Raw genomic sequence first — 19,939 nt, forward strand, 5'->3', positions numbered from 1 at the left:
ACTTTTCTTTTCCCATATCATGTAAATTTTAAAACATTCATTTTTGTTTACATGACACAGTTTGTTGAACACTCTCAATCTAACAGTCAGGAATAAGAAAATCTAACGATCTATTATAAAAAGTATACTGGGAAGAAAACGAAAAAAGCCAATCCGAACAGCCAAAAGATGAGGAATGATTCCGTTTTTTACAGGAATGATCCCCCACTTGGCTGGAAAGATTGGCTTTTTAGCTGGAAGAACTTACAAAATGTATTGGAAATCCTGCTCCCCCCTGGCAGAACACCTCCCACAGCCGGAAGAAGGCTTTCCTAAAAATAGCTTATCTCCTTTCTAATCTAATACTAATTAGCATTAAGCGTTATAACCTCATCTTTCATTAAATCAACCACAATAAGATTATCCTTAGACTCCACTTTCTTTGAACAAATAAAATCACCGCTTCCAAAAGGATTCTCTAATATAAATTTTCCACCACGTTCTGAGCTAACAACAATTTTGTTCACCCTACGATTCTTCATTTCCGCAGTAACCAGAAATGCACCATAGGTTCTTAAATTTTCAAAGGCCACATCTTTCCATGAAGCTGGAATTGCTGGAAACACCTTTACAACGCCGGTATGGCTCTGAATCAACATCTCTTGGATGGCTGAAGCAAAAGCAAAGTTTCCTTCCAGAGTAAATGGACGATATGTTGTACCAGTCTGCCCATCTTTGCATTGGTTCCGATTAACATGAAACGAGTTTTTTAAACAATAGCACTTAGCAAACGTCTTCAATACCTCCACTGCTTTTTCGCCATCAAAAGCACGGGCATAAAGATTCCCCTGCCAGCTGAAGGAGTACCCCGTCCACCTTGAAGATCCGTTTGCTTCAAGGTTTTTTAGAGTATTCTCAATAATTATCTTATCGCTTTCTCCTTTCGAAAAATCGACTATTCCCAGTGGATGAAAAGCCAGCAAGTGTGAAAAATGGCGATGCGACTCATTGTATGGGAAACCCGGGGCAAACATAAATCCCGTTTCCGAATGAATTGCCAGTTCTGGCCATTCTTCTAATTTTTTTGTCCATTTCTCAGCCTCATTGTTCAAGCCCAATTCAGTAGCCAACTCAGCTGTTTTTTCAAGATTCCAACGAATCAAAGCCAGATCAAAGTTGGTCGTTTCAGCAAACCAGGCTTCTCTTGAGTTGTTATAGATTTCCGGGCTCGAACTGATTTTTAGTTTTCGTTTACCATCTGGCCCTATCACCGATATTTCATCCAGAAATACAGCTACGTCTTTTAACCACGGATATGCCTTTTTTTCCAGAAACTCTCGATCTTGCGAAAACTGCCAGTGTAAATAAAAATGATGTGCCAACCAGGCACTTGCCCCTTGTCCCAAGGCATACTGTATCCAGCCTCCCATTGCTTTTCCTTCCAGTGTGGAAACACCGGGGACATTTAACCCCTCTACCTCAAAATAATCTTTGGTATACTGTTTAAAATTATCTCTGTATTTCCAAAGCCAGTTAATAAAGCCTTCTTCCAGGTTTAAATAATTACCAGCATACGACGGCCAATAACTTAACTGAGTATTCAAATCGTGATGAAAATCGCCTTTCCATGGTGGCAATTTACCATGATCAGCAGTCCATACTGCCTGCAAAGAAATAGGAGGAGCATCAGCCCGTGCTGCCGAACCGAATTTATACATTTCCATGTAATATTGTTTCTGGAGTATCGAATCAGGAATCGTTATCGACGATTGTGCCCAATAATTTGACCACCACGTCAAATGACTACTCATAGACTTTTGGTAACCGGTCTTTATTTCATCCTGAACTACATCAATAGCTTTGGGAGTAAGCTCCCAATCCTTTTTTTCAGACGACACCGACCAGCAGCCCGATAAGCTATTATTTCCTGCTTCCCACCGGGTACTAATCTGATAGGCAAAATCATCCCAGCCTTTTTGACTGTAAGTCAACGAATTTTTAGTTTCTATAATTTCACCTTGTTCATATCCCAGTGTATTAAGGGCATTTTTTGATTGTGTAATACCTGTTTCTTCATTTTCACGATTATAAGCCGGGGATATTAAACTCACAGTTACAGCTTCCGGAAGGTTTTCAAACTTATACCAACCGACTGGCTTTTCGGCATGGACAAAAGTGGTGAGTTGTGCACCACACTCCCATTCTACCATACATGTCGCTGTTTCAATATCTAAGCTAACCTCTTTCACTTTCCCAAGCGCTTCAATTTCAAACTCCAAAGCACCGGCAGGAATTTTTGACGGTGCCGGCAATTTTCCGTAAGGATGATCAAAGGTTTCCTGTATTTTCAAATAGTTATCAGCTTTCCAGTACTCATACACATCACGGAACTTCCATTTGTCGAAGTCAATACTTTCCATTGGGCGTAAATCCCACAAATCAGCCCGGTCGAGCGAAAAGCGGAGCTTCCCATTTTTTTGCCATATGAGATTACCAACCATTCCATTTCCAAGTGGCATAGCCTCGTCCCATACCGTTGCTAATTCCGTAAAAACCAGCTTATCTTTTTTGCTATTTTCTTTAATGCTCCTTTTTGTACAGGAAAACAATAAGAGTGCTATACACAGGACAGTTATTTTATTCATTTCTCTATAATTTGCATAAATAGTTACTATTCGTATTTGTTAAGTTTAAGATACTGAATATTGACTTACACAATATCTCTTCATTTAATTCATACTATTTACCATAAACGACTAAATTTTTAATGTAAAGTTCAGGTGAATCACTTTTCGTTGTATGAATACGAATGTACCTTGTGTCTACTCCAGGGAGTTGAATTCCTGCGCTAAAATTGGAGATAGTAAGCTCCCATTTTCCCTGTTCCGGAACCTCTTTAGCTATTTCTTTCCATTCTTTACCATCCGCTGATACCTCAACTTTTACTTTTTGTTTAATATTTAGAGTTAATTCACTAATAGCAATTCCTGTAGCATGCACTATTTCTTTCAAATCAACACGCAATACTTCCTTTCCTACCAGTTCTTCTTTTGCCCATAGGATACTCCCGTAAACCGGATCTGAGAACTTTGATAATTGTCCGCGATGGGGAGCCATTCCATCAATCTTGTTTTCAAATTCCAATTCGACAATGATCGATTCTTTGGTGTCATTGACATTGGTCAGATCGAATACTATGGCTTTGGGGCTTTGCTCATATTCTATTTCCCCCCCAGTAAGGCATTTTACTGACTTCAACCGATTGTTTAAAGCAGGCAAAAGCAGCCGGTCTGTTAAAACATCAGTTACATGCACATAGACCTTATTCCCTTTATAGGTACTGCCTCCCCAGTTTTCAGGATACCATGGTCCTCCCTTGGTTTCATAAATGGTATGTCCGTATAATTGCAACCAGTCACCTACCTCTTCAAGCCGATGAACCTGTTTGGGATCGAAAGCTCCTTCCCATTTTGGGCCCCAGCTCAGTAAAGCATTCCCATTGCCACAAGACGTTGCTGTGATGATTTTAACAAGTTGTTTTTTTGTCTTTACCGGGGTATCTGACCACGACCAGGAACTACAAAGTGTTAAGCAACTTTCCCATGAACGTTCCTGGTACATACCAATTTTTTGTTCAGGCGTATCAAAATCGCCTGGGATACTCGCCCGATTATTGATGATAATACCAGGCTGAAGTTCCCGAATCATCCGGGTAAGTTTCTCTGACTGCCACATATCGGCCGTGAACATGCCTCCCCACCAACAGGCATCAAACCAAAAAACATCAACTTTACCGTAGTTTGTGCACAATTCGCGCACCACATTAAACTGGTAATCGATGTACTTCTGATGGTTTGGGCCAGGCTTTATTTCGGTTACTCCGGGGCGGGCTTTGTAATACGGAGGTTGCCTTATTGGTTCAATGAGACTGGTATCTAATGGTTCATAATCCGGATGATACCAATCACGCTGAGAATAATAAATCCCAAATTTCATCCCGGCTTCGTGGCAAGCATCGGCAATTTCTTTAAGGTAGTCACGCCCAAAAGGAGTGTTGGTCACTTTAAAATCAGAATATTTAGTATCCCACAGGTGAAATCCATCGTGATGCTTGGCAATGGTAACGATATATTTCATTCCGGCTTTTTGGGCAATATCCACCCATTTGCGGGCATCAAAATTTTCGAACACAAAATGCTCTGGATATTTCACCCAAACACTATCGGCAATGGGGCCGTGTCCCCCCCCCATGCCATCGGGTGCTTTGCGGGTGTAACACATCCCCCAGCTTAGCTCTTTACCGATGTAGGTCGAAAGACCAAAGTGAATAAACATCCCGTAACGGGTATCATTAAACCATTGCATTTCATCTTCAGAAGCAAAGTTACTAGCGTTCCATTCTTCTGTAGAAAAGCGTTGAACAAGGTTCCATTTGGCGTGGTTGCTTGTGTCCGATTCAAGAACAGACCACTGAGCCCGGGCTGATATTGTAAATAAGATGGTACTTAATAATATTAGTAAAATCTGTTTAGGCATAATTTAATTGATTTAGATGCTGTTAAATTCTGATATTAAAAAAATATAAAGAAATCCTGAGTTAGTAAATAAATAAAAAACATTGATTTGTTTATGTTATTCGTTATTTGCTCGGACTGAAAACATCGTGTCCTTGTAATGATCGTATTGCTGATTCATTTTATGTTACACATTTAATGCGCCTGGAAAAGTATGGCTATTTTATATTTTCAGAACTAAAGTTCAAAAAACACACTTGTTCAATAGCGTTTCCAGCTCCTTGTTTTAGTTATTTATGCTTCTGTTTTCCATGTCTTTTATTTTCTAAACCGGGGTGTAATTCGGCAAATATTGAAAAAGTAGATTTACTTTTTACCAAATTTCAAGCCCGGCAGCAACGAACCTTGACGAGTTTTTCTTGCCATCGCTTATTTCAATTTTAAATCCATCGGTTGAAACCGTTTTGTCGAACCAAACATTCTGCACAATAGGATTATTATGCATATTGCCAAAAGCGCCTGTTTTTATTATTTGCCAATTGCCATCCTCATCTTTCATCAAGATTTTATAATGTTGAATATGTGCATAGCCGGTCATTTCCCCTTGCTTGGGGGTGTAACTAAATCCCTTGATTTTTGTTCTTCCATTAAATTGAATTTCAATAGCAGGAGCACTTTCCGAACTGAATTCTGTCCAGGTTTCAGCATTAAAATCCATAAGGGCTTTGTGATTAAATAGCCCCTTAATCTTCCACTTATCAGGATTCTTGCCGGCAAATGATGAACTTATCTGCTGAAAGCTTTTATTATCTTCAGATACAGAAACGGCTTTCACAAGCCCACCTTCGGGGAATTCAAATGGTTCCGAATAGACCAGGGTCGATTCCGAGTTTACAGGAGATGTTCCATCGATGGTGTACCTGATTACAGCATCGGCACTACTAATGTTTACCTTTGCCTGAGCATCCTGTTTTATGATAGGCGGTGCCACAAGATGCGGAGCAAAGTAGAGTTTAAGTGTGGCTAAGCTCGGGCTTTTACGACTTTCGAGGATGGTTATTCTTATTTTATTGGTTTTGATATCTGCTGTTCTCAAAAGCCTTCTGAATCCAATAGTTGTGGCTTCTCCTGCCTTTGCCCATTCCGAACCTGTCCAGTAATCCACTTTAAACTTTTCAATTCTTTGCCCAAATTCCGTAATAGCTTCACGAAGTTCAATTACATTAAATTCATGGTTATCATATAAGTTTATTGTTATTTCGCCAGTTGTTGAGTCTTTTTTTGCAACCCAACATGTTCTTAAATCATCGTCGAAAAGATAATTGGCTGCATAGCCTCCATCTCGTACAGAGGATGAAGTGGCGGTTGCCCCGTCTGCAAAATTATTTTTGTACATAATTTTCAGATAGTTCCCAAAATCTGTCATAAGATGCACGTCTTTTTCGGGAATTAAGCCCAAGGTATCAGGCGAGTGATTTACCAGCAAATTGCTGTTTTGGCCAACTGTTTCGAAATAGGAATTGACCAAATAAGAAAGTGTTCTAGAGCTTTGTCCAGGATGCCAAAACCAGCCATGACGAATTGGTAAACCACCGCGGGCAGGGTACCAGGCTAACTGCTGTGCACCTTGTAACTGTTCGATATGACCAAGATTAGCTGCCATTAAAGGAACTTGAGAATCAAAACCCGAAAAATCAGCTTCCGGTAAATGGATTCCCTGCACACTCCATTCGGTAAATCGGCCTCTGCCACCTTCGTTTCCTACCCAACGGATGTCGGGTCCAGCTCCCGAAATTAAAGCCTGGGGTTGCAAGGTTCTGATCGTATTGTAAATTCGTGGCCAGTCGAAATGCATAGTAACGCCACTAGTTTTAGTATCAATACCTGCCCCATCGAACCAGACCAAATCTACCAAGCCGTAGTTGCTCAGAAGTTCCTTTAGCTCATTTATCATGAGGTCGTTGTACTCCTCTTTGCCATAAGGTTTCTGCATGTCCCAGGGCGAATAATACATGCAAACACCAATTCCCTCTTTGTGGCAGGCATCAACAAATTCCCTGACAATATCTCCTTTCCCGTTTTTGTAAGGTGTTTGTGCAATAGTACGTTCGCGGTATTTGCTTGGCCAAAGGCAAAATCCATCGTGGTGCTTGCAAACCAGGATGATTGATTCAATCCCCGCACTTTTAAAAGTTTGCACCCACTGATTGGCATCCAGCTTTTTAGGATTGAATATGGATAGATCCTCATTCCCGTTTCCCCATTCTGCTCCAGTATAGGTGTTCAGGTTTAAACAAATAAAGCCTAACATTCCATACTGTTGCCAGCGAAGCTGACGAGCCGACGGGCGTACCTTAGACGCAAGTTCAATTCTATCTTTTGCTGAAGCATTCTCAGGACAAGTAACTGAAACGCCATCGTAGTAAGAGTTTTTTATGTACTTAACCGGCGTTTGCTGCGCCCATCCAAAGGCATTTGTTAGTAACGTGATGCATATTATATTTATTATAGTCTTGTTCATCTTATGGGTTCTTGTTTAGTTTGAAGCATTAAAACAAGCGAAGATCAGCAACTTTAGCCACTGTTTGTTTTCGGGTAGCACGGTTTATTACAATTTTTATTTCGTGCGATATTATTTGATCTTTGAAGTTCACTGTTTGTTCAATCGGATTATTATCAATATTCCCAAAATCACCGGAACATACCTCTATCCATTTCCCGTTCTCATTTTTCGTATAAAAGGTGTAACTCTCAACACGTCCAGGCTCGTTGGGAGCGCCTTGTGGGGGCAAATAACTAAAACCTGAAAGTTTTGTTTGCCGATTGAGTTCAATCAGAATTTCCCCGCCGTTTTTTTCAGTTAAATCAAATTCAGTGCTTGTGGCAGGATCATAGTCGGCCAGGTACCGGCTTTCATCGCCTCCCTTTATTTTCCAAGGTTGCGATTCTATGCCTATTGTTTTTGAGCTTTCGCTACTCCAGTTCCCGCTATTTCTGTCACCTGCAATTGCCCTGACATATCCACCCACAGGCAAACGGAAAGGCTTCCGGTAAAGCTCAGCCTTTTCGCCAAAAGGACTGGTGTTATCAACGGTGTAATATATAGGTAATCCATTTCCGTTGATTAGAATTTCTCCTTTCTTATTTTGGGTAATTTCAGGGCCTTCCTTTATTTGCGGAGCAAAGTATAACTCCAGTGTAGCCAGCGAAGGGCTCATCCTGCTTTTGGTAATTCTTAGTCGCAATTTATTGGTTTTGGTTTGTTCAACCCGAAGCAATCTTCTTATGCCCACGGTAGTTCCTTTTCCGATTATTTTCCAAGCGGAGTTGATCCAGGCATCTACTTCAAACTCTTCTATACGCTGTCCGAAATCCACAATATTTTCCTGCAGTTTTACCACATTAAAACTTTGCACACCATACAAATCAACCAAGATTTCTCCTTTTGATTCATCTTCCGGAGCCAGCCAGCAGGTTCTCAAATCATCATCAAAAAGATAATTGGCAGCATAGCCTCCCTCTCTAACAGAACTGGCTTTTGCCACTGCCCCGTCCGTATAATTTTTTTTGAACATAGCCGACAGATACTCACCAAATGTTTTCATAAGCACCACATCTTCGCTGGGGATTAACCCATGATTATCGGGAGAAAGGTTAACAAGTACATTGCTGTTTTGACCTACGGTTTCAAAATACGAGTTCACCATATACTGCAAGGTTCTCAGCTGCTGGCCTTCTTTCCAAAACCAGCCATAGCGGATTGGTAAGCCACCCCGCGCGGGGTACCATGCCAGCTGCTTAGCACCTTGTAACTGCTCGATGTGTCCAAGATTGGCTGCCATCAAAGGAACCTGAGAGTCAAAACCTGAAAAATCAGCTTCAGGCAAATGGATTCCCTGCACACTCCATTCGGTAAAACGGCCTCTGCCGCCTTCATTTCCTACCCATCTGATATCGGGTCCGGCTCCTGAAATTAAGGCCTGTGGTTGCAAGGTTCTTATTGTATTGTAAATTCGTGGCCAATCGAAGTCCATTTTTACACCACTTGTTTTGGGATCAATACCTGCTCCATCGAACCACACCAGATCAATGTTGCCATATCTGGTGAGCAGTTCAGTTAGCTCATTTATCATTAAATCGTTGTATTCCAATTTGCCGTAAGGTTCTTGTTTATCCCAAGGCGAATAGTATATACAGGTTTTAATTCCCTCTTTTCGGCAGGCATCTATAAATTCCCTTACAATATCACCTTTTCCATTTTTATATGGTGTCTGCGCAATGGTTCGTTCCCGGGATGTACTTGGCCAAAGGCAAAATCCGTCGTGGTGCTTACAAACCATTATTACCGATTGAATCCCGGCACTTTTAAAGGTTGCAACCCATTGGTCGGCATCCAGACCGGCAGGATTAAATATGGACAAATTCTCGTGCCCCGTACCCCATTCCCGGCCGGTAAATGTATTCAGGTTAAAATGGACAAATCCCAACATGCCATATTGCTGCCAGCGTACTTGACGAGCCGACGGACGGACTTCAGCTGCAATTTTAACCATATCATCATTCGATATGCCCGGATTGACTAATACCGATGTGCCATCGTAATATGAATTCTTTATAAATTTTGGTTCTGTATTTTGAGCAATTACAGAAATTGCTCCTATGATTAATAATCCAGTCAATAAACCTTTCATAACAAATCTCCCCTAAACTACTTCAAAATATTATTGGTATAACGCATTTAAATTGCTGTTCTTCTTCAATTATCATTTTATTTATAATATTGGGGATAAGATTCTTATCCCCAATATTATAAATAAGCCAATCAATACAATTACTAATAGCCAGGATTTTCTACAAGGTTTGGATTATCAGAAATTCGACCTAGCCCCAGTGGAAAATAATAAAAACGTTCTTCGAAAATATGCGGGTTCGCACCGTCTGCATTTTTTACAGTAACGATATAATTTTTACCATCAGTAGCATCAAAATCATAGGTAAATTCTAATCCTTTGTAAACTGTATTCAGATCATCGTAAGCCGTTCTCCATCTTCTTACATCCCAAAAGCGCTGGTCTTCGAACACCAACTCCACCTGACGCTCCTTACGAATTAATTCTTCCGTGATTTCTGTTAGTGGGAACATACCTGCACGTGCACGTACTTCGTTCACCAATGCAAGTGCCTCTCCGGACTTGTTTAGATAGAATGCTGCTTCAGCTTTGTTAAGAAGTACTTCAGCATACCTGAAAACATAGTAATCGGTGCTGCTATAACCGGCAAGTGGATTCACGTAACTTTCGTCAATCCTTTTACGGGTAAGTAATCCAGTGCGCTGCCAGTTACGATTTGGCCCGGCGTTTGGAACATCGGAATCTGCCGGACGTGTACCAATAGATCTCATGTGCATCCAAACGGTTTTGCCCTGAAATTGCGATTCCGGATAAAAAATAGACGCCCTAAACCGAGGGTCACGTTTTCCAAACAAATCATGAACATCCCAATGGTTTTCGGAATTAAATTCGGAACGATCAATCTTTCCCGACCTTCCATCAACAAAATCAAAATAATCCACCATTTCCAGGTACGGACCATAATTCGAGTTCCAGGAAGCAAATCCCATAGGCATACCAATATTGTCGTACATATGCCCTTTACCCGCAGCACCATCAAATAAAACAGAGAAAATAGGTTCAGGATTCTCGCTTTCATCTAGAAATAGATTGATGAAGTTCTGAGCCGGATCGGCATTTTTGTTGTATAATGCATATTTTCCACTTTTAATAATGGCATCGGCGGCATTGTATGCTTTTTGCCAATAGGCACCTGCTTCGCTTGCGTTCATTCCAAGTATTCCGTCGAGTTGCACCCTGCCATCAAATTCACCAACACTTGCGGCGTATAACATCGCACGACTTTTCAATGCATAAGCAGCGTATTTATTTGCCCTACCGGCTTCTGTCACCTCGGGCAATGCATCTGCAATTTCATCCAGTTCAGTGTCGAGGTAATCATAGATCTCTTTTTCACTATTTCTTGGCACAAACAAATCGTCTACATCCTTGTCCTGGGGAGCAAGAATAAGTGGTACACCACCATACCGACGTACCATTTCGAAGTAACACCAGGCACGAAGAAATTTAGCTTCTGCCGATTTAATTTTAATAACCTCAGGATCAAGAATTTCGTTTGCTTCGATTTTTTGGATAAAATCGTTGTAAGCTCTAATATTACCATATACCCAATAATCGTATTTTTTTGAGCCACTTTCATCCGGTATGTCATACGTCATATTCCAAGGATCCTGCCAGGGGCCAAATACTCTGGCTTCGCCACCAATCTGCCACCAGGCACCCAAGTTATGGTTAGAACCTCCCTGGTACTGAAACTGAGTACGGCTATACAAATCGGCAAGTAGTGCATCAACGAGGTTTGGATCTTTGAAAACATCCACCTCCGAAATTAGACTTTTAGGTGATTTATCCAGAAAATCATCGCTGCAATTTACAAACAGCAGTGATAATAAGCCTAATAAAATTATATATATTATTTTATTCATTTTTTTAGATTTATTAATTAATACTTCTATAGTACTATATTCACTCCTAAAGAAATCGAGCGTTGGTTTGGAAATACCCAGGTTGAAGAATTAACACCTGAGAACTCCGGGTCAAAACTGTCTTTATATATACCCAATTTACTAAGGGTAAGTAAGTTGGTACCACTAACAAAAACCGTAGCTCCTTCAAAAACACCTTTAATTAACTGGCTAGGAATGTGATACGATATATTCAGGCTTTTCAACCTTAGGTAAGTTCCATCCTTTAGCCACAAATCTGACATTTTGGAATTGTTGCCCATGGTCCCATTAGAATGGACTGCTGGCAGTTCCGCATCAGGATTAATATTTTTAGTCGGATTGGTTGGATCATCCGGTATCCATCTGTATTTTTCATAAAATGTTTGTGGAACCGCCGTGTTGTTTGTAAACGGGCTACGTGGCGCACCAGCAATCGACATGTTAAAATGACTAGCTCCCTGCCATAGCATATCTGCACTAAAGTTTTTAAAAGATCCGGCTAACCTTATTCCGTACGACATGTCAGGGAAACTGCCATAACCCAGTTCAATCTGATCTCTGAAATCAATTACTTCATCATTGTTTATGTCTTTGTAGATAATGTCTCCCGGTTTCAAGGTAGCATTACCATGCTGATCCTGATCGTAGGGAAGTGCATCGATTTCGGCTTGCGAATCAAAGAAACCATCCGTCACATATCCAAAAATACGATTGGTCCATTGCCCTGATCTTTTATAAATTCGAATTTGATCGGGATCAGTGTATTCATCTTCTTCGTAGTGATCCCATTTTGCCCGGGTTAATGTAATATTACCAGAAACCGTGTAGGTAAAATCACCGGTTTTCCCCTGATAGGTCAACGTAGCATCGAAACCACGGTTGTTTTGGCTATTTATGTTTTCCTGTGGTAGCCCCAGCCCGAATGTACTGGGTATTTGGGCAGTTGAATTTGCCAAGATGCCCGTTCTTTCGCGATAGAAAACATTACCCTCGAAAGTAACTTTATTGTTCAGGATAGCAACATCTACACCTAAGTTATAGGTTGTTACATTTTCCCAGGTAGCATTAGGGTTGGGTAAGCCGGTTGCTCTTATTCGTGCATAAGCTTCGTTATTTCCGAACAGGTAGGGTTCTCCACCCTGAACATTAAAACCGATAAGATGCTGAAATGCATTATTGATATTGTCAACTCCGGCCTCAGAATACGATGCTCTTAACTTTAAGTTATTAACAACATTTTCATTAAAAAACGATTCCTCACTAATTCGCCAACCTGCCGATACACTTGGGAAGAATCCCCAGCGGCTGTCTAGCGGAAATTCTGAAGTAGCATCGAAGCGGAAAGTCCCTGATAAAAGGTATTTATCTTTGTAACTATAATTTAAACGACCTGCATAACTCCTTCGTGCTGTTTCACTTGAACCACCAGAGACATTTTGGCCGGTTTCACTTCCGGCAAAAAACTCGTTTAATTCTCTGGAGAGAAACTGCCCCCTGTAGCCACTAAAGTTAAAACCACGATTGTCAATTTGCTCGGCAAGCACTAATACATTCAATTTGTTATTTTCATCAATCTGGGTATCGTATTCGGCTGAAAGGAGTGGATAAATTTGTATGTTTTTACGGAAAGTCTCAGTCATGTTTCCGCCGTCAGTTTCTCTGTGATGCAATATAAATGGGTTGCCTTCTGAATCGAGAGTGTAAATATCAAATTTAAGTCCTCTGTCCTTATAGAACTCGCCGTTATAGAAATACGATAATTTAGCTTTCAGTGACAAGCCCTTAATAAAGGGCAAGTCGTATTTAAGGCTCATGTTCCCGCTAAAAATGTCATTGCTAATTTCTGTAAATCCGGAAATGTTCCTTTCCGATAATCCATCAATTGAAGTCTGGTCGCTACCCAGGTAGGATGCCATATCATCGCCTGGTACTTTGGGATAAATCGGTGCTGCAACATCCAATCCGTTAAAAATTTCACCAACATCACCTCCCGGACGTTCTCTGAATTCGTTCCGGTACGCAAGGTCGAGTGAATAGGTCAGGTTCTTGTTGATCTCTGCGTCAATATTTGCCCTCGCACTATATCGCTTAAATGAAACATCATCAGAAGCCAAAATACTTCGTTGGTTAAGGTGTCCCAGCGATGTAAAGAATTTAATCTTATCGCTACCTCCTCTAACAGTAAGGCTATTCTCAACCATTGGGGCATCATTCCGGAATAAAACATTCTCCCAATCGGTATTGTAATAACCGGGAGCTTCATTCCTAAAGTTATCTACCACTTCAGGAGTGAGCGGAACCAATTCACCTCCGACAATAATCATCGGATCGATACCATCTGCCAGGTTGGCTTCACGCCACATCTCGGCAAATCCGCCAGCATCAACATACTTCGGATAAACCACAGGACGTTGCAGGGAATAACTGTTTTTAAACTCAATAACGGGCTTACCCATTTCGCCCCGTTTGGTGGTCACTAAAATAACCCCGTTTCCTGCTCTTGAACCGTAGATAGCTGCTGCAGCATCCTTTAAAACAGTAATCGATTCAATTTCGTTTGGATCGATGCGTTCGAAATTGGTTTCAATACCATCCACCAAAACGAGTGGTGCTCCAAATCCACGTATTGATATATTTACATTGTCGTCGCCCGGCATACCTGAAGTTTGTTTTGTAATAACACCGGGCATCCTACCGGCAACTGCTATAGCGGCGTTACCAACCGGAGTTACGGTTAATTCATCGCTGTTTATCTGCGCAATAGAGCCGGTTAAACTTACTTTTTTCTGGCTACCATATCCAACAGCAACAACTTCATCCAAACCAATAGCATCATCGTCCATAATCACGTCAATTGTTGAATGATTTCCAACAACAACTTCCTGGGTTCGCATGCCAACAAAAGAAAATACTAAAGTCCCACTAATAGTAACATCCTCAATCGAATAATTCCCATCAAAATCAGTGACTGCCCCTTTAGTTGTTCCTTTAACCAAGACAGTTACACCGGGAAGTGGTTGCCCGGATGAGTCGGTCACCTTTCCTGTAATCTTTCGCTTCTGTTGTGCAGACAAGTCTCCCTCTTGTGGTTTGATAATTACATTCTTTCCTGCAAGCTGGTAATTGACAGACAAATTTTTCTCAAAATAGTCTAAAACTTCTTCGAGTGTTTTATTCTTAAACTCGACATCTACCAATTGCGTATCATCCACTTCTTCTTTATTGTAAAAGAAATAGACATCCGATTTCTGCTCAATGGCATCAAAAACCTCAGCAATCGTAGCCTTAGTCATTTTGAGATTGAGTTTGGCATTTTGAGCATTCACTCCGGCAGCCACTGGAAAAACCGATATGAGCAATAGAAATAAGTTTAGCCTCATAATTAATCTCAGTTTTTTGAGCGCAGGCATACCACCTCCGCTCGAACATGGAATTTTTTTCATAAATTTGATTGTTAATCGTTAAAAAATGATTTTCGTTTTTTACAGCAGGATTAGTTGGCGCTAATCCTGTTGTTTTTTTAATGTTCTAAGCGTTAGTCAGTTCTTTCCATCTCATGAAATTTTGAAGAATTAGTTATAGGTAAATTACTGGTTATTCCATCCAAATGTCGCGTCCTTCCACCCGGAAGTGAATGGATGTTGTTTGCTCGATAGCTTCCAGAGCATTCAAAATATTTTGGTCATACTCAAAAGTTCCGCGAAAGCGTGTCTCTCCCATTGCCTCGTCTTTCAGGTGAAACCGCACCTTATAAAATCGCTCTAAATGATAGATAATGGTTTTCAGTTCAGCATCTTTAAACACAAACTTTCGGTCGCGCCAGGCCGTGTGAAAATAGGTATCTGCTTCCTGAATCTGAATATTCTTTTGCTCTGGATTATAAATTGCTTGCTCCCCCGGTTTTATTTTCACGGGGGCCTGATTGGGATAATCCGTCAAGTACATTTCAATGACACCTTCTTCCAGTACTGCTTCGGTATGATTTTCATCCGGATAAGCCCTCACATTGAATGAGGTTCCTAACACTTTTACCTGAAGCTTACTGGTTTTAACGACGAATGGTTTTTTCGGATTTTTACTCACCTTGAAATATCCTTCACCAATCAGTTCAACATTTCGCTGGTCTCCTTGAAACGAAGGATCATAACGCAATGAAGAGCCGGCATTCAACCAAACATGTGTTCCGTCGGCCAGAATACTTTCTGCCACCTGTCCTTCAGGAGCAATCAATTCACTGTAGAGTTTTTCAGAACCAATTGATTGTGTTCCCAAGTACCAGCCAAGCGCAAGAAGTAAAGGCATGGCAATAACTGCTGCAGCCTGCATCCATCGTCGCATCAGGCGTTTCTTCGGGATGTGCTCTTCTTTTTTATGAATTGTTGTTTTAACGTTTGATAAGGCCCTTTGGACATCGTGGCTACTGATCGGTCGCTTGCTGTTTTGCCAGATACGACGAATTTGCTCAAAACTTTTTCGGTTTTGTTCGCTGGAACAAACCCACGCTTCAAACTGAGCCAGTTCTTTAGGTGTAGCCTCACCACTAAGCTTTCGGGTAATCAAAAATTCGATGTGCTGATCATCCATTCGTTGAGAATATTGCTTGATTAAATGAACACTTTACCCTGAGACGTATTCGAAAGCAAATCCCCTGAAAAGAAAATCAGTTTTTTTTCGAAAAAACAAAAGCCAAAAGATTAAGATACTGTGAATCTGAAACTTTAGCTTTGATTTTTTTTAAGGCAATGCTTACTTGTGTTTCTACTGTTTTCACTGAAATTTCAAGGCGCGAAGCTATTTCAGCATATTTCAGACCATCAAAACGACACAAAACAAAAATTTCCCGGCACCGTTCGGGAAGTTCCTGAATAGCGGTATTGATTTTGTCATTTAGCTCGGCAAGCTCCAATTGATCCAAAAAGACCGCTTCTTCCTGCTTAAAGCTCTGTTCCTGCAAATATTCCGACTCTACTTTACGATGCCTTAACCAATCTAAAGCCTGATTTCGAACTGCCCGAAACAAGAATCCTTTCAGCGAATACACCACATCCAAGCGTTCCCGCTTCAGCCAAAGATCGACAAACACCTGTTGCACAATCGAACTGGATTGATCGTAGTCATGAATGATGTTATCAGCAAAAAAACACAATCGGGAATAATAGGACTCAAACGTCTCATTAAAGGCCGTTTCATCCCCTTCTCTGATTTTTAGGAATCGTGTTTTATCGTTTAGCAGAGTCATAGTGGACGCAAAAATAACGAATAAATCGAATGTGCAATTTTTTAAAAAAGACTGCCAAAGATCGATTAGAACAATTCTTTTTACTCCTGGTAATCCGCATTGGGTGTCAAAGGCACTGGTGCCTGTGTTTTTACCCGCCAGTCAATTAAGAGCTGGTGTAATTCATCACGCTTGTCAGGGTTTGCGATAGCCAGGTTATTTTTCTCACCTATATCATCCTTCAAATGATAAAGCTCCAAATCATCGTTTTCGAAATACTCAATAAGTTTCCAGTCTCCCAATCGGATTGCTGAACCTGGCCGGGTTCGGAAGATCGGATCCTGGGTTTCCTGATTACCCCCCTCCAAATAAACCGGGAAATGCCAAAAAAGAGCCCGGTCCTGTATAGTCCCTTCACCGATTAATACCGGCAAGAGACTTTCACCATCCAGGTTCAGGGCTTCCGGTTTTTCGACTCCGGCCACCTCTAAAATAGTGGGAAAGAAATCGAGATTCGTTACTGGAAGATCCGATTGTCTTCCGGCTTGAATTTTCCCTGACCAAACCGCAAACATGGGCTCGCGAATCCCACCCTCGTAATAAGCTCCTTTACCCGCCCGAAGCGGCCATTGTTTTGAAATTGGGTAAAGGCCACCATTGTCCGAAGTAAAAAGAATAAAAGTATGCTCCAACTTGCCTGAGCTTTCCAATAAGTCAATCAACCGCCCAACTTGCCTGTCCAGGTTCTCAACCATGGTGGCATATGCTGCATTGCCTTGCCCATTTGAAGCCGCTTTATTCTCATATTTCTCCAGCAAATCCTTCACCGGTTGGATCGGAGTGTGAACTGCATAAGGCGAATAATAAAGGAAAAAGGGTTCCTTTTCAACTGTACGCAAAAAATCAAGGGTTTTATCCATCACCAGGTTGGTCAGGTAATAATCCTCAGACGGAGCTTTAAGCGATGGAACATTTCTATAAGGTGGGTAGTAACTCCCCGGATTTCCGGCATGACTACCACCAATATTGACATCAAATCCCTTCTCCAAAGGATCGTCGGATAAATGCCACTTTCCGGCATGACAGGTCGTGTAGCCTGCCTTTTTCAGAACTTCAGGGATCAGCAGAAATTCGTCATCCAGGTATTCCGTGTTTGGCGTGGGAATCAACTTTCTGTCTTTTCTCTTACCTCGTTCTGAGCTACCAACCGTATAAATTCCATGTCGGGGAGTCCATTGTCCGCTCATCAGGCAAGCACGGCTTGGAGCACAGTTAGCTGCCGCCGCATAGGCATTGGTGAAAACAATTCCTTGTCCGGCCAGCTGATCTAGGTTTGGCGTTTCGTAATACTCCGAGCCCATAAAGCCGACATCGCGCCAGCCCATATCATCGATATTAATTATTAGGATATTGGGAGTTGAGTTTTGCGGAGCCTGAGCCCGTTCTTTAGCTGTATTACATCCTGCAAAAGAAAACAGCGAAAGCAAAGCTGCACCACTTAAAGCAAGGCTTAGATTTTTGTGTAATTCCATCGTTAGTCAGTCGTAAATAGTCGTAGTTTAAAATTGAAGTTCAGAATAAGTTCTCTTCAAAAATTTCAATAACAAATCTACCTACAGGTTATCGTTATCCCAACAAATTTCCAGAATTTATTTGAGAGGCTCACTTCTAAAAAAAATATTATCATGATTCTGTCTACCTGTTTTTGCGCTTCAATGCGTTCCAAATAGACCTATAAATAGGATTCTTTTTCAATAAAAAGATTTACTAAAAACCAAAGCGAAGTTAGCAGATAGAACTATCAGAACTAAACACAAAGAATAGTTAGATAAACTGGCCAACAATTTTCCTACTTACGCTAGGATGCTTTATATTTAAGCACTCAAAGAGCATTTTTAAGTTTAAAATAAACCAAGTTGCCTAACAATCAAACAAATAACGAATTAGAATTAATCCAAAAATTTAAAAACGGAGATTCGGCTGCTTTTGACGCGTTATTTGCACTGTATGCCAGCAAGTTATTCAACTTTGTCAATAAATACCTCGATTTAAAAGAGGAAGCCGAAGAGATTGTACAAGATGTTTTTCTGAACCTTTGGAAGCACAAAAAGGAAATTCGATCGGAAAAAGCATTTAAATCTTACCTCTATCAAATTGCCTTAAACAACATTCGGAACTATTTCAACAAAAAGCTGGTTCAGGAAAAGCATAAGCAATTGATTGCTCAAAATTACCTTTTTGAAAAAGAATCGGATGCGGATGAGCTGGATTACGAATCTGTCATCAAAGAAGTTGACCAACTGATTGACCAGTTACCGCCAAAACGAAAGGAAATATTTCTTCTAAGCCGAAAAGAAGGGCTTGACATCTCTGAGATTGCCAACTATCTCAATATTTCAGAAGCAACTGTAAAAAACCAAATTACATCGGCTGTTGCTTTTCTTAAGAAGGCTGCCAAAGAAAGCGGATTATCCAATTCCCTATTCCTGGTTTTATTTTATCGCTAAAAAAATTCTTCGAAACATAGTACCATTTTTTTTGAACTTGTCTTTAAAGTATATCAGCTTGACAAAAAGGATATCAAAATGACAACTTCGAAGAAAAAAGATTTTGAAAATATATTTGAAGGGAAACGCTCTTTCTCTTCCGTATCCTCTGTTATCGATTACCTTGGAAGACAAAAGAAGGAGCGGGAGACAGAAGATTTTCAACAAAACCAATGGCATCATATTTTATCAGATGACAGCATTCCATCGGCTGACTTAAAGCATGTCCTGTATAAAGTCAAATACGATATTCTATTTGAAAAAAATCAAAAGCAAAGGAAGTTACTCCTAAGCATATCAGCGGTTGCAGCATCTTTGCTTTTACCCTTGATTTTGATTTTCACGCTCAACTACCAAGCCGGCATACACACTAAAAATACGAGTAACCTTGTTGAATTGCATTGCCCGGAAGGAACACGAACAAAGTTCACCTTACCGGATGGCTCCAGTGGCTGGCTTGCCGGTGGATCATCCATTGCTTACAATCTGGACTTTAATCAAGCTCGGAATGTTAGCGTTAATGGAGAGGCTTTTTTCGATGTCAAACGTGATCCGAAGAACGAATTCACTGTAGAATTGAATGACATTACTGTTCGTGTATTAGGAACCCAATTCAATGTACTAAACTACAATGATGATCCAATTTCCGAAGTCGTTGTATTATCAGGATTGGTGCAAGTTGCCGGCAATGAGAATCAGTTTCAGGAACAGCTAAGCAACAATAGGAAATTACAATTTCAATCAGAAAAAAATGAATTGGCCCTGTCCCATGTAGATGCAAGTAGCTATACAGCTTGGAAGAAAGGTCGTTTGATTTTCAATAATGAAAACCTGGAAGAAGTTTGTCGCAAAATAGAACGCTATTACAATATAGAAGTCGAACTAAAAACAGAAGGACTTGACAATCAACTATTCAGAGCTGATATCGAGATTGGCCGACTTAGCGAATTGTTGAACTACATGTCTTTAGCATTACCAATCAAATACGAACTAACTAATCAAAACCAAAATAAAACAGGAGAGGGAAAATCTCAAAAGCTCACTATCTCAAAAAATTAAAGTAACTAAAAAAAAGAGGAAATGCTCGCAACACTTCCTCTTACAT

Annotated in this window: 11 protein-coding genes; 2 read left to right on the forward strand and 9 right to left on the reverse strand. The window is 40.7% G+C overall.

What is annotated here, in order from left to right; all coding sequences use genetic code 11:
- Nucleotides 1-344 precede the first annotated feature (344 nt).
- The 9 genes from Q1A18_RS12200 to Q1A18_RS12240 form a co-directional block, all read right to left on the reverse strand.
- Nucleotides 345-2,624 carry a glycoside hydrolase family 95-like protein gene (locus Q1A18_RS12200; protein WP_299580357.1) on the reverse strand — a complete coding sequence of 760 codons (2,280 nt, stop codon included), beginning with the start codon at nt 2,622-2,624 and terminating at the stop codon, nt 345-347.
- Nucleotides 2,625-2,718: 94 nt separating this feature from the next.
- Complete coding sequence (locus Q1A18_RS12205) at nt 2,719-4,515, reverse strand: alpha-L-fucosidase (RefSeq protein ID WP_299580359.1); 1,797 nt, start codon at nt 4,513-4,515, stop codon at nt 2,719-2,721.
- 351 nt (nt 4,516-4,866) lie between these two features.
- Nucleotides 4,867-7,014: an alpha-L-fucosidase gene (locus Q1A18_RS12210; protein WP_363322890.1), complete on the reverse strand. Its 2,148-nt coding sequence runs from the start codon at nt 7,012-7,014 to the stop codon at nt 4,867-4,869.
- A 28-nt stretch (nt 7,015-7,042) separates the two neighbouring features.
- Entirely contained in the window at nt 7,043-9,184 is a 2,142-nt protein-coding gene (locus Q1A18_RS12215) for an alpha-L-fucosidase (protein ID WP_299580361.1), read from the reverse strand.
- A 143-nt stretch (nt 9,185-9,327) separates the two neighbouring features.
- Nucleotides 9,328-11,049 (reverse strand): RagB/SusD family nutrient uptake outer membrane protein, encoded by a 1,722-nt coding sequence (locus Q1A18_RS12220; protein WP_299580364.1) that lies wholly within the window; start codon nt 11,047-11,049, stop codon nt 9,328-9,330.
- 26 nt (nt 11,050-11,075) lie between these two features.
- Entirely contained in the window at nt 11,076-14,450 is a 3,375-nt protein-coding gene (locus Q1A18_RS12225) for a SusC/RagA family TonB-linked outer membrane protein (RefSeq protein WP_299580367.1), read from the reverse strand.
- Nucleotides 14,451-14,664: 214 nt separating this feature from the next.
- The gene (locus Q1A18_RS12230) at nt 14,665-15,654 is read right to left on the reverse strand and encodes a FecR domain-containing protein (RefSeq protein ID WP_299580370.1); all 990 of its coding nucleotides are present in this window, start codon (nt 15,652-15,654) and stop codon (nt 14,665-14,667) included.
- Between the two features lie 76 nt (nt 15,655-15,730).
- The gene (locus Q1A18_RS12235; protein ID WP_299580373.1) at nt 15,731-16,309 is read right to left on the reverse strand and encodes an RNA polymerase sigma-70 factor; all 579 of its coding nucleotides are present in this window, start codon (nt 16,307-16,309) and stop codon (nt 15,731-15,733) included.
- 80 nt (nt 16,310-16,389) lie between these two features.
- On the reverse strand, nt 16,390-17,820 hold the full coding sequence (locus Q1A18_RS12240) for a sulfatase (protein ID WP_299580376.1): 1,431 nt from the start codon (nt 17,818-17,820) through the stop codon (nt 16,390-16,392).
- Between the two features lie 384 nt (nt 17,821-18,204).
- Here Q1A18_RS12240 and Q1A18_RS12245 point away from each other — a divergent pair, with 384 nt between their 5' ends.
- Together Q1A18_RS12245 and Q1A18_RS12250 are read left to right on the forward strand one after the other, a co-directional pair.
- Nucleotides 18,205-18,795 (forward strand): RNA polymerase sigma-70 factor, encoded by a 591-nt coding sequence (locus tag Q1A18_RS12245; protein ID WP_299580379.1) that lies wholly within the window; start codon nt 18,205-18,207, stop codon nt 18,793-18,795.
- 78 nt (nt 18,796-18,873) lie between these two features.
- On the forward strand, nt 18,874-19,893 hold the full coding sequence (locus Q1A18_RS12250) for a FecR domain-containing protein (protein ID WP_299580382.1): 1,020 nt from the start codon (nt 18,874-18,876) through the stop codon (nt 19,891-19,893).
- The last annotated feature ends 46 nt before the right edge of the window (nt 19,894-19,939 follow it).

It is taken from the genome of uncultured Sunxiuqinia sp., assembly GCF_947495665.1.
In the GTDB taxonomy this organism is placed as follows: Bacteria; Bacteroidota; Bacteroidia; order Bacteroidales; family Prolixibacteraceae; genus Sunxiuqinia; species Sunxiuqinia rutila.

What these genes read in the sequence shown, in the direction of transcription:
- Q1A18_RS12200 (WP_299580357.1), bottom strand. Translation starts at nt 2,624, where the DNA reads ATGAATAAAATAACTGTCCTGTGTATAGCACTCTTATTGTTTTCCTGT.
- Q1A18_RS12205 (WP_299580359.1), bottom strand. Translation starts at nt 4,515, where the DNA reads ATGCCTAAACAGATTTTACTAATATTATTAAGTACCATCTTATTTACA.
- Q1A18_RS12210 (WP_363322890.1), bottom strand. Translation starts at nt 7,014, where the DNA reads ATGAACAAGACTATAATAAATATAATATGCATCACGTTACTAACAAAT.
- Q1A18_RS12215 (WP_299580361.1), bottom strand. Translation starts at nt 9,184, where the DNA reads ATGAAAGGTTTATTGACTGGATTATTAATCATAGGAGCAATTTCTGTA.
- Q1A18_RS12220 (WP_299580364.1), bottom strand. Translation starts at nt 11,049, where the DNA reads ATGAATAAAATAATATATATAATTTTATTAGGCTTATTATCACTGCTG.
- Q1A18_RS12225 (WP_299580367.1), bottom strand. Translation starts at nt 14,450, where the DNA reads ATGAGGCTAAACTTATTTCTATTGCTCATATCGGTTTTTCCAGTGGCT.
- Q1A18_RS12230 (WP_299580370.1), bottom strand. Translation starts at nt 15,654, where the DNA reads ATGGATGATCAGCACATCGAATTTTTGATTACCCGAAAGCTTAGTGGT.
- Q1A18_RS12235 (WP_299580373.1), bottom strand. Translation starts at nt 16,309, where the DNA reads ATGACTCTGCTAAACGATAAAACACGATTCCTAAAAATCAGAGAAGGG.
- Q1A18_RS12240 (WP_299580376.1), bottom strand. Translation starts at nt 17,820, where the DNA reads ATGGAATTACACAAAAATCTAAGCCTTGCTTTAAGTGGTGCAGCTTTG.
- Q1A18_RS12250 (WP_299580382.1), top strand. Translation starts at nt 18,874, where the DNA reads ATGACAACTTCGAAGAAAAAAGATTTTGAAAATATATTTGAAGGGAAA.